This is a genomic window from Novosphingobium sp. FW305-C-30-35 (assembly GCF_058783135.1).
On record NZ_JBYSYJ010000001.1, the window covers coordinates 2595063 to 2609479 of the forward strand.

Genomic DNA, 14417 nt, shown 5'->3' on the forward strand with positions numbered 1-14417 from the left:
GGTTCCTAAGCTCAGGCGGCCTTTTCGATGCGGTAGTTCTCGATCACCATGTTGGCGAGGAGCTTGCTGCACATCTCGTCAAGCGCTGCATCCGAAGTGGTGTCTGCCACGTCGAGTTCAATGACCCGCCCGGCGCGCACGTCGTTCACGCCTTCGAAACCAAGGCCTTCAAGCGCGTGGTGGATGGCGCGGCCTTGGGGGTCGAGGACGCCGTTCTTGAGGGTGACAATGACGCGGACCTTCATCGGCGGGGCCTTTCGGAACCTGAATGCTGGAGAATCTTGGGGGCGCCTATGCATCGGGAGAGCCGAAAGAGCAAGGCGAAGGGTTTACGGGGTTTACACTGTCCGGAGAAACTTCGGCAAAGGTACGCGGGCGCACTGAGGGATGGGCCGGGACCCCCGGTAAACCGCCAGTTTTCCGGATATAGCACAAAACGCTTACGTAGGAAAACGCTGAGACGAAGCCGCAGAAAGATGGCATCAAGGCCTTACTCCGCAAGGAGAAATCTCCTTTCGGTGGCAGGGCGGCCTGGACACCATAACTGCACCCCACGCAACGCATCCGGAAACCCTGCCACCGGACTTTTACCGCTTTACATGACTGACGTGTCAGTTATTTTGCGGCCATGCCACGAGTTACGCCAGCAGACAGACGCGAGCGCATTCTGGACGCTGCGCGCGAGGAATTTGCCGAACGGGGCTTTGCCGCCGCACGCATGGAGGACGTGGCCAGGCGCGTCGGCATCAGCCGCGCGGCGCTCTACCTCGCGTTCGACAGCAAGGACGCGCTGTTCCGTGCGCTGGTGTCGGAAGTCATCACCGAAATGATGCCGTCGCTGCTGCCGAGCGACTACGGCAGCCTGCCCGCGCCGGCATTGCTGCGCGCCTTCGTGAAGAACGCGATCAAGCGCATCGCCAGCCCGGAAATGGCCTTCCTGCCGCGCCTGATCGTGGGCGAGGGCCGCAATTTCCCCGAACTTGCCCGATTTTACCACGAAACCGCAATGATATGCATCCTTGGCGCGATCGAGCGGCTGATTGCCCATGGCATTGCCCGGGGCGAGTTTGCCTGCCCCGATCCGAAGACGGCGGCACAATGCGTGGCAGGAGGAATCATCTTTGCCGCACTGTGGCGCAACGTGTTCGAGCCGGTGGGAGCAGAGCCGCTGAACGTGGACTGGATGGCCGAGAACCAGGCGGCGTTGGTGCTTTACGGGCTGACGACCGGGTAGGGCGGGGAGCTGGGTGCTGGGGGCCTACCCCCGCCCCCTCCCGCCTGCGGGAGGGGTGGAAGAAAGGGGCGCGTTCCGCCTGCGGCGATAATGGCCCCCGGACGTGGATCCTAGAAGCTATCGAGATCGTTGGCGATCGTGACAGGGCCCGCGTATTCGGCGCGGACGCCGGCCGTGACGCCTTCGACTTGCGCGGCGCTTGTGCTGCCGCCCGCGAAATGCGTGACGACCACGGCCTTGACCCCGGCATGCCTGGCCATCTTGCCGACGTCTGGCGGGGCGAGATGGTGCGTGGTCAGGTGCCGGACCAGATCCGCCTTCGCCTTTTCCGGCATGTTCGGCGAGTTGCGGGCGACCGTTGCCATCGTCGAATCAATGTCGATCATTTCGCTCACGAGCAGGTCTGCCCCTGCCGCCAGCTTCTCGACGGCGGCGGACGGGCCGGTATCGCCGGTATAGGCAATGGATCGCCCGGGCAAATCGAACCGGAAGGAAAGCGACTTGAAGGATCTGTCTTCCTCGCTGCCGGGGGCGAAATCATAGTGGGTGTTCTGCACTGCGCGGACCACCATGTTGCCCACGCTGGCCCTGAACCCATCGCCCATTTCCACGACGGCGACTGTCCCTGCAGGATCGGGCCAGGGCTTGCCCGGTATTCCGTATCCCGCGCGAGCAGCGGGCCGCATCGAGGATATCATGCCCTCGACCATTTCGCGCGTTCCTGGCGGGCCGTAGATCGTCAGCTTCTGCGCAACCAGAGTCTGGTTGCGCAGCGCCAGAAGCGCGGAGAGGCCGCCCGTATGATCGGCGTGCAGATGGCTGAGGAACACCGCCTTGACGTTCGGCAATGCCAGGCCGGCCTTGGCCATCTGCTGCACGACGCCGTCGCCCGCATCAACGACATAGAGATCCTTCCCGTCGACGAGGGCGTTGGCCGGTTGAGAACGGCGGCCATCACCGACCGGCCCACCCATCGTGCCAAGCGTGATGAAGCGTAAGCCACTTTCAGATGACTCATGTGCTGCGAGCTGGGCGACTTCTCCGGACGTGACCAGAGCAATGGCGATGCCGGCGATGATGGCCAATCGCATCAGAAGGTGTATCCCATGCGGATGCCATAGGTTCTGGGCGGAGCAAGCGTCGCGACGGAGAAGTCGAGAATTGGCCTTGAACCGGACCGCACGATCACTTCTTCATCCTCGATGTTGTTGATGAAGCCGGTGAGCGTCCAGCGGCCACCATCGCCCTCGAGCGTGAGGTAGGCATCGGACATCATGAAGCCGCCTTGCCGTTCTTCCGGGCGATAGTTCGGATTGAGGAAGCGACCGGATTCGATCGAGGTCCGGCCACCGAGCAGCAGGCGCATGGAATTGGACAGGTCGAACCCGCGTTCGTATCCGAGGCCCAGCGACCACTTCGGCGCGTTTACGGCTGGTTTGCCCGAACAGTCGATATCATAGAAGCGCGCATTGTTGCCCGGGACGCCCGGGTTGGCGAGGCGGCTGCCCAGCGTGGTACAGCCAGTGGCCACCGGCGCACCCGTGGGCGAGAAGTTGGCCGTCCTGAGGCTGTTGTACTTGCCATTCAGGTACTGCAGATTGAGATCGAACCGGTCGTTGCGGCTGGGCTGGAAGCGCACTTCGGCTTCGAACCCGTAGATGCGGGATTTGCCCGCGTTCTCGGTGCGCGAACCCTGGGCGAAGATGTTGTTCGCCGTGCGCACACCGCCAACGAAGGTGATCTGCTGGTTGGTGTAGTCCCAGTAGAACGCCTCGACATTCACCTGCAGCTTGTTGTCGAAGAAGCGGTTCTTGCTGCCCAGCGTATAGGCCGTGAGCGTTTCGGGAGCGAAGGTGTTTTCCGGTGGCGCGGCAACGAAGAAACCGCCGGATTTGAAGCCGGTCGAAACATCGGCATAGATAAGCGATGCAGGGCCCGCATCGAACTCGATGCCTGCTTTCCACGTGAACTTCTCGAAATCCAGCGCGCCGGTGAATGGCGCTCCCAGCGGCGGATTGACCGGTCCGGGCCGTCCGCCGGACACCGTGGCGGTCAACTGATCCTTGGTTTCCTTGGTATAGCGCCCGCCGGCAACGAGCCGCAGCGCATCGGTGACCTTGTAGGTGAACTGGCCGAACGCGGCGAGGCTTTCCGTGTTGACGTTTGGCGTGAAGCGCGTGGTGGAAAGATCACCCTGGCGGAAGAAGTTCAGCGCGTTCTGGTCTTCCTTGAAATAGAAGCCACCCAGGACATAGTTGAGCGGGCCATCGTGATCCGACGCGAAGCGCGCTTCGAACGAGAACTGTTCAGCCTTTTCGGTGATTTCCCCGCGGAAGCCCGGGAGATAGGTGACGAAGTTGATGTCCGTCTTGCGCCAGGCCGGCTGGAGCGTGAGCTTGCCGAAGCCGAGGTCGCCCTCGATCGTCGCGCTCAGGCCATAGAACTTGTTGTCGAGGAAGCCGGTATCTGCCGGAAGATCGATGCAGCCGCTGGTCACGAACCCGCCGAAGCCGCCGCAGAACGGTGGTGCAAACACACCAGCGGCGAGGTTGCGGATCGCGGCCAGCGCGGCGGGGCTGGAAATGCCGAAATGATCATTCAGGTCTGGCGCATTCAGCGTAGCACTCGGGAGCAGGACGCTGCCCCAACCCTTGCCATGCTGGTTGAAATAATCGCCGACCAACAGCACCGACCAGTCCGCCGACGGTTCGATCAGGAACGAGGCGCGCACACCTTCGCCCTTCTCGTCGTTGTAGCCGTCGGTAAGGAAACCATCACGGTCCACGACCTGCCCGGCGACGCGCAGGGCCGCGGAATCACCGATCGGAAGGTTGAGCGCGGCCGATGCCTTCTTGCTGTCGTAGTTTCCGTATTCGGCGCGCACTTCCCCGCCGAACTTGCCGAGATCGGGCTTGCGCGGGATGACGTTGATCGCGCCGCCAGTTGCGTTTCGGCCGTAAAGCGTGCCCTGCGGTCCCTTGACCACCTCGACGCGGGCGAGATCGTAGAACGCACCGGCAGGAGCCGATGGGCGCGCCACGTAGACACCATTGAAGTTGAAGGCGACGGCATTTTCCGAGAACGAGTTCTGCGAATTGGTGCCAACGCCGCGCAGGAAGAAGCTGGTGGTGCCGCCGGTCGGCGAAACGGCCAGGGCGGGCACGAGCTTCTGGAGATCGACCAGTTCGGTGATGCCGGCTTCGGCAATGTCTGCCCCGGTTACGGCGGTGACCGCGACGGCAGCTCGCTGCAAGCTTTCCTCACGGCGCTGTGCAGTGACGACGATATCGGTGATGCCCTGTTCTTCGTCTGAAACCTGTGCTTCCTGGGCGAGAAGCGGGCTGGCGGCGCACAGGGCGGCCAGCGACACGGTCCAGCGAATGACTGATTTGTTGCTCATTTTTGTCTCCCGTAGATCGACGGCTTGTGATTTGCGCAAACGAATGCATGAGGAGACTGGATTTGAAAAATAGATTATATTTGCACTTGGACATGCCCAAAATTTATGAATTGAGAGGTGGGCAAACCGGCGCTCGTGCTCAAGGAACGGCTGCTCCGTCCGGCAGAACGAGCACCTGCACCGCTTTCTCCGGGGCGAGATAGCGCCGGGCGATCATTTGCAGATCTGTCGCGGTGAGCTTTTCCAGCCGGGCGCGCGCCGCCTTGGCGCGAATGAGGCGCTCGGGCTGGGACTGGGCACGTTCGGCGAGCGCACTCCAGCCGCCGTTGGTCTTCAACGAATTGTCGATGCGTTCGAGCATGGGGGCCCGGGCGCGCTGCAGCACGTCTGCGTCGACCGGTGCGGCGATGAGGGAGCGCGCCGTTTCTTCAAATGCGGCGCGGGTGGCGGCGACGTCGGCGAGGTCTACCGAAGCGTTCATCGTGAACGTGCCGTAGCCGGTCCAGACGCGGCTGAGGGCCGAGGACGCGCCGGGACTGTATGCCTTGCCGAGGTTCTCGCGCACCGTATCGAGCACTTCGATCCCGGCGACTTCGGCAAGCAGCGAGAGCGCCATCGCTTCATCCGGGTCCCGGTCGTCGCGGGTGGGCCAGGTGTAGCGGACCACGGCCTGATTGGCCTCGCCGGTGTGGCGGATGATCTGGAGACCGCGCCTGGACGTGAAACCCCGCTGGCGTTCGGCGGTGTAGGCGCGGAAATCGGGTTCCCGCTTGGGCAGGGCGCCGAAAGTGCGGGCAACGGCGTCGACCGCCGCTGCTTCGTCGATGTCGCCCACGATCGAGATCTCGATCGCACCGCGGGAGAGCCGGTCGGATATCTCTTGCCTGAGCTTGCCATAGCCGAGCGCGGCGTAGGCCGATTGCGGTTGCAGCGTGAAGCGCGGGTCGTTGTCCGAAAGGATGCCGCCGATGGAGTTGGACAGGGCCGCGCCGGGGCTTGAGCGCAGGCGGGCGAAGAAGTTGGCGATGTTCTGGCGATACAGCACTTCGCCTTCGGGGCGGTAGCCGGGGTCGGTCAGCAGCGCGGCGAAGAGCTGCAGTTGCAGCGTCAGGTCGCGCGGGGTTGTGGTCGCATCGGCCGAGAAGGTATCGCCCGATGCGCTCAGGCCGAATGCGACCGAGCGCCCGGCGAGCAGGGTCTGGAGGTCGTCCTCGCTGTGCTTGCCGAGGCCTCCGCGGGCGAGGACGCCGGTCATTTCGGTGGCGAGGGGATCTTGCGGGGTGTCGAGCATTTCGCCGCCGTCGAGATTGAGGCGGACGTCGATGCGGTCCTTGGCGAGGTCGGTGCGCTTGAGGTTGAGGCGGACGTTGTTGGCAAAGCGGATTTGGCGGATGCCGTAGAGCGGTTCGGTGGTGTCCGCCACGACGGTGCCGGCCGGGCCGAAGTCGGTGTAGGCGAAGGGGATCGGCGCGGGCACTTCGCCGGCCGGGGCCTTGGCGCGGGTGGCCTTGGCCCAGGTTTTGCGCAGTGCCTCCTCGCCACCCTTGGGCGCGGTGCGGCCCTGGAAGCGGAGCAGCGGGTCCTTGAGGGGGACAGCTTCCTCTTTCAGTGCGGCCATGACGGTCTTCGGGGTAATCGTCGGCGCGAACTGGTTGAACCGGGCGAGGCCGGATTGCGGCGTCGTCGGCACCTGTTCGTCGCGGATCAGGGCGAGCGCGGCGGCGACCAGCGTGCCGTGGGAGCGGGTGTCGGCCCCGGCGGCGGCGTTCTCGAGGCCGGTGCGGATGCTGGCCAGTTGCTCGTCGATCTCAGGCTTAGTGAAGCCGGTGGCGAGGGCGCGCGCGTAGACACCGGCTGCGGCGGCAAGGCCTCGCTGCCAGCCGCCGTCAACGGTATCGACGATGACATTGGTGGTGCGGCCAATCCTGAACACCTCGCTCGTGCCGAAGCCCGCCCCTCGGAACGGCGGGTCGATGGCGCGGCTGAGGCGGGCGAGGCGGCGGTTGACGACGCCGTAGCCGATCTGGCGCAGCAGGTTGCGGCGGCGGTTGGCGATGGTGTCGGGCTCGTCGAGCCAGGCCCCGTGCCGCGATGCGGTGACGCGTTCGGACAGTGACGGATCGAGGTGGATGTCGACCCTGGCCTTCTGCTTCGGCTCGACCTTGCCCTGATCGGGGCGCGGGGTCTGCGCCTTGGCTTGCCAGTCGGCGAAGCGGGTGCGGATGGCCTGTTCGACCGCATCGGTATCGAAATCGCCCACCACGATCAGCGTGGTCTTCGACGGGACGTATTCGCGCGCCCAGAAGGCCTTGAGCGCATCGGCGGTGGCAGCGTTCAGTGTTTCGACCGTGCCGATGGGCAGGCGCCTGGGGTAGGTCGCTGCGGGGTAGAAGAACGCGAGCTGGTCTTCGAGGTTGGTGCGGCTCCAGCCTTGCCCGTCACGCAGTTCTGACAGGACGACGCCGCGTTCGCGCACAACGGCTTGCGGATCGAAGGTCAGCTCGCTGGCGATTTCTCGCATCAGCATCAGCGCGGTGTCGAGCAGCTTCGCATCGTTGCGTGGCAGGTCGAGCATATAGAGCGTCTGTTCGAACGAGGTCTGGGCGTTGGTGTCTGCTCCGAAGGACAGGCCGTTGCGCTCGAGCAGCTTGACCATCTCGCCTTCGGGCACGCGGGTCGAGCCGTTGAACGCCATATGCTCAACGAAATGGGCAAACCCGCGCTCGGTCTCGCGCTCGTCGAGCGAGCCGGTGGCAATGTCCATGCGCACCTGCGCGGTGCCGGCGGGCGTGGCGTTGCGGCGGATGATGAAGCGCATGCCGTTGGGCAACTGGCCGTAACGGTAGGCGGGATCGGGCGGCAGGTCGCTCTGCTGGAAGGCCCAGGTCGGTTTTGGCGCGCTATCTACGCTTGCGGGTTGCGCGGCGCAGGCGGCGAGGGTGAGAGCTGCGGCGAGGGGAAGCAGGCGGTGGAGGAACATTGCCTAGCGATGTGCCCGGTTGGGCGCGGTGGCGCAATGGGCTGTTAGGGATAGGGAAGTGCCAGCATCCTTCGACGGGCTCAGGGCGAGCGGGATTGAGGTGGGACTGCACAAATAAAAACCCCCTCCGTTGCCGAAGGGGGTCTTGAATGTCAGCGCAGGGCCTGAAGTTTACTTCTTCCCGCGGAGCTTGCGGTGGGCGCCGAGGTCGAAGACTTCGCTTGGGCCGCCGTCGTTCTCGAGCAGGCCGAGGCGGCGGGCGACTTCCTGGTAGGCTTCCTCTTCGCCGCCGAGGTCGCGGCGGAAGCGGTCCTTGTCGAGCTTTTCGCCGGTGGTCATGTCCCAGAGGCGACAACCGTCGGGGCTGATTTCGTCAGCGAGGATCACGCGGCTGTAGTCGCCGTCCCAGATGCGGCCGAATTCGAGCTTGAAATCGACGAGGCTGATGTTGATCGCCGCGAACATGCCGCAGAGGAAATCGTTCACGCGGATGGCCATCGAGGAGATGTCCTGCATTTCCTCGTTCGATGCCCAGCCGAAGCAGGCGATGTGCTCTTCGGCGATCATCGGATCGCCCAGCGCATCGTCCTTGTAGTAGTATTCGATCAGGGTATGCGGCAGCGGTTCACCCTCTTCGATGCCGAGACGCTTTGAGATCGAGCCCGCGGCGATATTGCGCACGACCACTTCGATCGGGATGATCTCTGCCTGGCGCACGAGCTGTTCGCGCATGTTCAGGCGGCGGATGAAGTGGGTGGGAATGCCGATGTGGGCGAGGCGCGTGAACACGTACTCGCTGATGCGGTTGTTGATCACGCCCTTGCCGTTGATCGTGCCGCGCTTCTGCGCGTTGAAGGCGGTGGCATCATCCTTGAAGTACTGGATGATCGTGCCCGGTTCGGGGCCTTCGTAAAGGATCTTGGCCTTGCCTTCGTAGATCTGGCGGCGACGGGACATGATAACGTCTTCCTGCACGGCGCCGGGCAGCGGCCCGGCCAGAATACAAAACCCCGGCATCGCGTTGGAGGCGAATCCATCGCAAGCGCCGGGGCGTTCTTGCCGCCCATAGGCGAACACGCGCCAAAGTGCAATTCCGCGCACCCGTGCAATGGTGCCTTGCAGGGCGGAGCGCTGGAATGGTGCGACGGGGGGCGCTAGACCGGAGGGTGAAGGAGATTTTGCCGATGACAAGCCCTGCCGCCCGTACTGACGCGATTGCCCTGCTGGCCCGCTATTACGCCGCGTTCAATGCCGGCCACTGGGAGGGGATGCTCGAATGCCTGAGCGATGACGTGGCACACGATATCAACCAGGGCGAGCGAGTTGTCGGGAAAGCGGCGTTTGCCGAATTCCTGAGGCACATGGAGCGCTGCTACAAGGAGCGGCTGGAAGACATCGTGCTGATGGCCAGCGAGGACGGCACGCGGGCGGCTGCGGAGTTCGTGGTGCACGGGCAATATCTGGCGACCGACGAAGGACTGCCTGAGGCCAACGGGCAGACCTATGTGCTGCCGGCCGGGGCGTTCCTCGCGATCGAGGGCGGCAAGATCACGCGGCTGACCATGTACTACAACCTTGGCGACTGGACGAAGCAGGTCGTCGGGTAATGGGGATCGAGGTTCGGCCGCTGACCGGAAACGAGATCGCGGCGGCGCTGGATGATCTGGCCGCCTTGAGGATCACGGTCTTTGCGGCCTATCCCTATCTCTATGATGGCGATGCGGCCTATGAAGCGGACTATCTGACCGAATATGCCGCTGCGCCTGATGCGGTGCTGGTGGCAGCGTTCGATGGGGCGCGGATAGTCGGCGCGGCCACGGCGGCGCCGATGATGCACCAAAAGGCGGAGTTTCGCAGACCCTTCGAGGCACGGGGAATCGAGGTGGCGCGGCTGTTCTATTTCGGCGAAAGCGTGCTGCTGCCGGAGTATCGCGGGCACGGGATCGGGCATGCGTTCTTCGACCAGCGCGAGGCGCAGGCGGTGCGCTGTGGTGCCAATGCCGCGTGCTTTGCTGCCGTGGTGCGGGCTGACGACCATCCGGCCAAGCCGCAAGACTATTCGCCCCTCGATGCCTTCTGGGCGCGGCGCGGCTATGCCGTGGTTCCGGACCTGACCACCGAGCTTGCGTGGAAGGAGCATGGCGACGAGGCCGAGCGGGTCAACCTCATGCAATATTGGATGCGCCAATGGTAAGCTTCACCGTCGCCGCTGCGCAGTATCCGATTGACCGGTTGGACAGCTGGGAGGCGTATGAGGCCAAGCTGACGCGGTGGGTGGAACAGGCCGCAGCGCAGGGTGCCAAGCTCGCCGTGTTTCCCGAATACGGGGCGATGGAACTGGCGAGCCTTGATCCGGCGACGATGGGCGATCTGGCGGGGTCGATCGAGACGGTTTCGGCGCTGCTGCCGCGTGTCGATGCACTGCATGGCCAACTTGCGTCGCGAACCGGCCTACATATTCTGGCAGCCTCGGCACCGCGCAAGGATGCGGACGGGCGCTTTCGCAATGCCGCGCGGCTGTTTGCGCCGAATGGCAAGTCCTCGGTTCAGGACAAGCTGGTGATGACCCGGTTCGAGCGGGAGCAGTGGGACATAGCCGCCGGTGCCACGTTGCGGGTGTTCGATACGGCGCTGGGAAGGCTGGCGGTTTCGATCTGCTATGACAGCGAGTTTCCGTTGTTGGCGCGGGCCTGCGTGGAAGCAGGGGCAGAAGTGCTGCTGGTGCCTTCGTGCACGGATACGCTGCATGGCTACTGGCGCGTGCGGATCGGGGCGCAGGCGCGCGCGCTGGAGGGGCAGTGCTATGCGGTGCACTCGCCGACGGTGGGAGAGGCGGCGTGGTCTCCGGCGGTGGACGAGAACCGGGGGGCGGCGGCGGTCTATGGGCCGCCGGATCGCGGGATGCCTGAGGATGGCGTGCTGGCGGTAGGCGTCGAAGGCGCGGCGCAGTGGGTCTTTGCCGAGGTCGATACCGCGAAGGTTGCAGAGCTGCGCGCCGATGGCGGCGTGCTCAATGCGCGGCATTGGTCGGAGCAGCCGGGGGCGGTGGCCTTGCCGCCGGTGGAGGTCGTGGACTTGCGCTAGGCCTGCGGCTATCACGCGGATTCGTTACGAGGGAAACCATCCGCAATGTCGCTTGATGCCGCCGAGCAGGTCCACCGGCAGTTCCTTGATGCGCTGGAGAACGGCACGGCGCGCAGGCGCTCGAACCTCGGACTGAAGGATGTGGGGCTGGAGCCCGAGAGTGCGGCGGCGCTGTTCCGGTCGCAGGCGCTGTCGCGCCAGCTCGACAGGATGAGCCGCAAGCTGCAGGCGCGGGGCGAGGGGTTCTATACGATCGGCTCCTCGGGCCACGAGGGCAATGCGGTGCTGGCCGAAGTGCTGCGCATCGACGACATGGCGTTCCTTCATTATCGCGACGCTGCGTTCCAGATCCACCGCGCCCACCGCGTGCCGGGCGAGAACCCGGCGTGGGACATGCTGCTGAGCTTTGCCGCGAGTGCCGAGGACCCGATCTCCGGCGGGCGGCACAAGGTGCTGGGATCGAAGCGCCTGTTCATCCCGCCGCAGACTTCGACCATTGCCAGCCATTTGCCCAAGGCGGTGGGAGCCGCGTTCTCCATCGGCATCGCGCGGCGCATGGGCTGGAGCGATACGGTTCTGTCGAAGGACGGCGTGGTGTTGTGCAGCTTTGGCGATGCCAGCGCCAATCATTCGACCGCGCTGGGCGCGATCAATACCGCGTGCTGGGCGGCATTCCAGGGTACGCCCATGCCGATCATCTTCCTGTGCGAAGACAATGGCATCGGCATTTCCACGCGGACGCCGCCGGGGTGGATCGAGGCGAACTTCTCGGGGCGGGCAGGGCTGCACTACATCGGGTGTGATGGCTCGGACCTTGTCGATACGATGCGTGCGGCGCGCGAGGCCGAACAGATGGCGCGGCGGCAGAGGAAGCCGGTGTTCCTGCACATGAAGACGGTGCGGCTTTACGGCCATGCCGGGAACGACGTGCAGCTTTCCTATCGCACGAAGGAAGAAGTGCGGGCCGAGGAAGAGCGCGATCCGCTGCTGGCGAGCGCGGCGCTGCTCATCGAGGAAGGCGTGATGACCGCGCCAGAGGTCCGCGCGGTCTATGACGAGATCGAGGCGACGCTGGAGCGGCAGGTGGAGCTGGCGATCCGGCGGCCCAAGCTGCCGGATGCGGCGGCGGTGATGGCCAGCATCGTGCCGCCGAAGCGCGAAGGTGTGGAGAGGCCGCTGGCCCCGCCGCAGGACCGTGCTGCGCTTTTTGCCGACGATGCCGCCGCGATGGACAAGCCGCAGCATATGGCAAAGCTGATCAGCTGGGCGATGGCGGACCTGCTGTTGCAGTATCCCAACGCCATCGTCTGCGGAGAGGATGTGGGGCCGAAGGGCGGGGTCTATGCCGCCACGCAGAAGCTGCATGCGCGGTTCGGCTCGGCGCGGGTGATCAATACCTTGCTGGATGAGCAGGCGATCCTCGGGCTGGCGATTGGCGCGGCGCATAATGGTCTGCTGCCGATGCCGGAGATCCAGTTCCTCGCTTATGTCCACAATGCCGAGGACCAGATCCGGGGCGAGGCGGCGACGCTGTCGTTCTTCTCGAACGGGCAATACACCAACCCGATGGTCGTGCGCATCGCCGGGCTGCCATACCAGAAGGGCTTTGGCGGGCACTTCCACAACGACAATTCGCTGGCCGTCTTCCGCGACATTCCGGGGGTGGTTCTGGCGGTGCCGTCCAATGGGCGCGATGCGGTGGCAATGCTGCGTGAATGCGTGCGGCTGGCGCACGAGGAAGGTCGCGTCGTCGTCTTCGTGGAACCGATCGCGCTCTACATGACGCGGGACTTGCACGAGCCGGGGGATGGCTTGTGGGCGAGCGTCTATCAGCCGCCGGGTGAGGGCGCGATTGCCTTCGGGCAGATCGGTGTCGCGGGCGAGGGCACCGATGTCGCCATCGTGACTTACGGCAACGGATTCTATCTTTCGCTGCAGGCGCGCAAGTTGCTGGCCGAGCATGGCGTGGACGTGCGCGTGATCGACTTGCGCTGGTTGGGGCCGGTGAACGAAGATGCCGTGATCGAGGTTGTCGCGCCCTGTTCGCGCGTGCTGGTGGTGGACGAATGCCGCATCACCGGTGGGCAGAACGAGGCGCTGATAGCGCTTCTTGCCGAGCGCGCGCCGGGCAAGGCAATTGCACGCATGGCGGCGACGGACAGCTTCATCCCGCTGGCGCGCGCGGCGACGCATACCCTGCCGAGCCGGGACGGGATCGTGGCCAAGGTGCTGGAGATGGTGCGTGGCTAAGGAAACCGTCCTTGTCGTCTGCCCCGGGCGTGGCACCTACAATGCCCCGGAACTGGGCTATCTGGGGCGGCATCATGCCGGGTCGGAGTGGTTGGCGCGGTTCGATGCGATGCGGATCGAGGCGGGCAAGGAGGCCTTGTCGGCACTGGATGGGGCGGCGAAGTTCACGCCTGCGCACTTGCGGGGGGACAATGCGGCGCCGCTGATCCACGCCTGTGCCTGGCTGGATTTTCTCGAGATCGACCGCGAGCGGTTCGAGATTGTCGCGGTGACCGGCAATTCGATGGGCTGGTACACGGCGCTGGCCTGTGCCGGGGCGGTTTCGCCCGAGCATGGCTTTGCCATTGCCGATGGCATGGGGATCAATTCGCAGCGCCATGAGCCGGGTGGACAGTCGGTGCTGGTGCTGGCGGGGGAGGATTGGACGGTCGATCCTGCACTGCAGGCCGAGGTTGAAGCGGCAATGGCGCGGCACGGCGTGCTGCCCTCGATCCGGCTCGGGGGAATGCTGGTTGTCGCGGGGCCGGTTGCGGCGCTCGATGCGTTCGAGAAGGACTTGCCGCCGCTTTCGCGCCCGCCGATGCGGCTCGCTGGGCATGGGCCGTTCCACACGCCGCTAATGCAGCAGAGCAGCGATGCGGCGCGGGCGCAGTTTCCGGCGGACTGGTTCGATCAGCCGCAGGTGCCGCTGATCGACGGGCGAGGGAAGGTGTGGCGGCGGTTCGAAAGTGCCCGCGAGGCGCTGTGGGACTATACTTTCGGGCACCAGATCCTGGCCCCCTACGACTTCACCGCTGCGATGACCGTGGGCATTCGCGAATTCGCGCCCGACCGGGTCGTTCTGCTAGGACCGGGGGAGACGCTGGGCGGGGCTATCGGGCAGGTGCTGATTGCTCGAAAATGGATGGACATCGCGTCAAGAAGCATGTTCACTGCGCGGCAGGGAGAGGATCCGTTCCTGATTGGCCTGGGGAGACCCAGCCAGCGGAGTATCGTGATCCCGTGAGCCAACCGTCAATACTGTTCGTCTGCCTTGGAAACATCTGCCGCTCGCCTCTCGCCGAGGCGGCCTTGCGCGCGCAATCGGTGGCAGCGGGCGTGGCGATGACCATCGATTCCGCGGGGACCGGTGACTGGCATGTCGGCCGACCGCCCGATCCCCGGGCGCAGGAAACCGCGCGGAAGCACGGCCTCGATATCTCAAGCTACCGCGCACGGCAGGTCACGACGGAAGACTTCCACCGCTTCGGCCACATCTTCGCGCTCGACCAGCAGAACCTCAAGGACCTGCGCCGGATCCAGCCTTCGCGCCACATTGCCGAAGTCGGGCTGCTGATGGACCTGGTGCCTGGCCGCAAGGGTGCGGCGGTGATCGATCCCTACTATGGCGACGAGGACGATTTCGAGCAGGCCTGGGCCGACGTCAGCGCAGCGGCGGAGCGGCTGGTGAAGCGCTACTTGCGCTGAGA

General features: G+C 64.9%; 12 protein-coding genes. 7 read left to right on the forward strand and 5 right to left on the reverse strand.

The features are described from left to right. Positions 1–11 precede the first annotated feature (11 nt). The gene (gene purS / locus AC3WLM_RS12895; RefSeq protein WP_039332834.1) at positions 12–245 is read right to left on the reverse strand and encodes a phosphoribosylformylglycinamidine synthase subunit PurS; all 234 of its coding nucleotides are present in this window, start codon (positions 243–245) and stop codon (positions 12–14) included. A 383-nt stretch (positions 246–628) separates the two neighbouring features. Between purS and AC3WLM_RS12900 the strand changes: the two genes are divergently transcribed. Beyond that, the gene (locus AC3WLM_RS12900) at positions 629–1234 is read left to right on the forward strand and encodes a TetR/AcrR family transcriptional regulator (RefSeq protein ID WP_062342225.1); all 606 of its coding nucleotides are present in this window, start codon (positions 629–631) and stop codon (positions 1232–1234) included. A 110-nt stretch (positions 1235–1344) separates the two neighbouring features. Here the strand turns inward: AC3WLM_RS12900 and AC3WLM_RS12905 are convergent, their stop codons facing one another. From AC3WLM_RS12905 to purC, 4 genes are all read right to left on the reverse strand, one after another. Further along, on the reverse strand, positions 1345–2325 hold the full coding sequence (locus tag AC3WLM_RS12905; RefSeq protein WP_427464276.1) for an MBL fold metallo-hydrolase: 981 nt from the start codon (positions 2323–2325) through the stop codon (positions 1345–1347). Further along, complete coding sequence (locus AC3WLM_RS12910) at positions 2325–4634, reverse strand: TonB-dependent receptor (protein WP_492477554.1); 2310 nt, start codon at positions 4632–4634, stop codon at positions 2325–2327. The genes AC3WLM_RS12905 and AC3WLM_RS12910 overlap by 1 nt, the downstream gene beginning before the upstream one ends. A 139-nt stretch (positions 4635–4773) precedes the next feature. Beyond that, positions 4774–7614, reverse strand: coding sequence for a M16 family metallopeptidase (locus tag AC3WLM_RS12915; protein WP_492477555.1), 2841 nt, complete (start codon positions 7612–7614; stop codon positions 4774–4776). Between the two features lie 171 nt (positions 7615–7785). Further along, positions 7786–8571, reverse strand: a complete 786-nt coding sequence (gene purC, locus AC3WLM_RS12920) for a phosphoribosylaminoimidazolesuccinocarboxamide synthase (RefSeq protein WP_039332937.1) — start codon at positions 8569–8571, stop codon at positions 7786–7788. Between the two features lie 227 nt (positions 8572–8798). On the opposite strand from purC, the gene AC3WLM_RS12925 reads away from it, so the two are divergent. The 6 genes from AC3WLM_RS12925 to AC3WLM_RS12950 are packed head-to-tail and all read left to right on the forward strand — an operon-like array spanning position 8799 to position 14415. Then, positions 8799–9221, forward strand: coding sequence for a ketosteroid isomerase-related protein (locus AC3WLM_RS12925; RefSeq protein ID WP_052242162.1), 423 nt, complete (start codon positions 8799–8801; stop codon positions 9219–9221). After that, positions 9221–9808 (forward strand): GNAT family N-acetyltransferase, encoded by a 588-nt coding sequence (locus AC3WLM_RS12930; protein ID WP_039332840.1) that lies wholly within the window; start codon positions 9221–9223, stop codon positions 9806–9808. The genes AC3WLM_RS12925 and AC3WLM_RS12930 overlap by 1 nt, the downstream gene beginning before the upstream one ends. Continuing rightward, the gene (locus AC3WLM_RS12935) at positions 9802–10698 is read left to right on the forward strand and encodes a carbon-nitrogen hydrolase family protein (RefSeq protein WP_039332842.1); all 897 of its coding nucleotides are present in this window, start codon (positions 9802–9804) and stop codon (positions 10696–10698) included. Before AC3WLM_RS12930 ends, AC3WLM_RS12935 begins: the two co-directional genes overlap by 7 nt. Positions 10699–10743: 45 nt before the next feature. Continuing rightward, on the forward strand, positions 10744–12948 hold the full coding sequence (locus tag AC3WLM_RS12940) for a dehydrogenase E1 component subunit alpha/beta (RefSeq protein ID WP_492477556.1): 2205 nt from the start codon (positions 10744–10746) through the stop codon (positions 12946–12948). Further along, positions 12941–13954, forward strand: a complete 1014-nt coding sequence (locus AC3WLM_RS12945) for an ACP S-malonyltransferase (RefSeq protein ID WP_492477557.1) — start codon at positions 12941–12943, stop codon at positions 13952–13954. Before AC3WLM_RS12940 ends, AC3WLM_RS12945 begins: the two co-directional genes overlap by 8 nt. Next, positions 13951–14415 (forward strand): low molecular weight protein-tyrosine-phosphatase, encoded by a 465-nt coding sequence (locus AC3WLM_RS12950; RefSeq protein ID WP_492477558.1) that lies wholly within the window; start codon positions 13951–13953, stop codon positions 14413–14415. The genes AC3WLM_RS12945 and AC3WLM_RS12950 overlap by 4 nt, the downstream gene beginning before the upstream one ends. Positions 14416–14417 lie beyond the last annotated feature (2 nt).

Bases quoted from the DNA above. Each gene is read 5' to 3' on its own strand.
- purS (WP_039332834.1), bottom strand. From the start codon at position 245: ATGAAGGTCCGCGTCATTGTCACCCTCAAGAACGGCGTCCTCGACCCC.
- AC3WLM_RS12900 (WP_062342225.1), top strand. From the start codon at position 629: ATGCCACGAGTTACGCCAGCAGACAGACGCGAGCGCATTCTGGACGCT.
- AC3WLM_RS12905 (WP_427464276.1), bottom strand. From the start codon at position 2,325: ATGCGATTGGCCATCATCGCCGGCATCGCCATTGCTCTGGTCACGTCC.
- AC3WLM_RS12910 (WP_492477554.1), bottom strand. From the start codon at position 4,634: ATGAGCAACAAATCAGTCATTCGCTGGACCGTGTCGCTGGCCGCCCTG.
- AC3WLM_RS12915 (WP_492477555.1), bottom strand. From the start codon at position 7,614: ATGTTCCTCCACCGCCTGCTTCCCCTCGCCGCAGCTCTCACCCTCGCC.
- purC (WP_039332937.1), bottom strand. From the start codon at position 8,571: ATGTCCCGTCGCCGCCAGATCTACGAAGGCAAGGCCAAGATCCTTTAC.
- AC3WLM_RS12925 (WP_052242162.1), top strand. From the start codon at position 8,799: ATGACAAGCCCTGCCGCCCGTACTGACGCGATTGCCCTGCTGGCCCGC.
- AC3WLM_RS12930 (WP_039332840.1), top strand. From the start codon at position 9,221: ATGGGGATCGAGGTTCGGCCGCTGACCGGAAACGAGATCGCGGCGGCG.
- AC3WLM_RS12935 (WP_039332842.1), top strand. From the start codon at position 9,802: ATGGTAAGCTTCACCGTCGCCGCTGCGCAGTATCCGATTGACCGGTTG.
- AC3WLM_RS12940 (WP_492477556.1), top strand. From the start codon at position 10,744: ATGTCGCTTGATGCCGCCGAGCAGGTCCACCGGCAGTTCCTTGATGCG.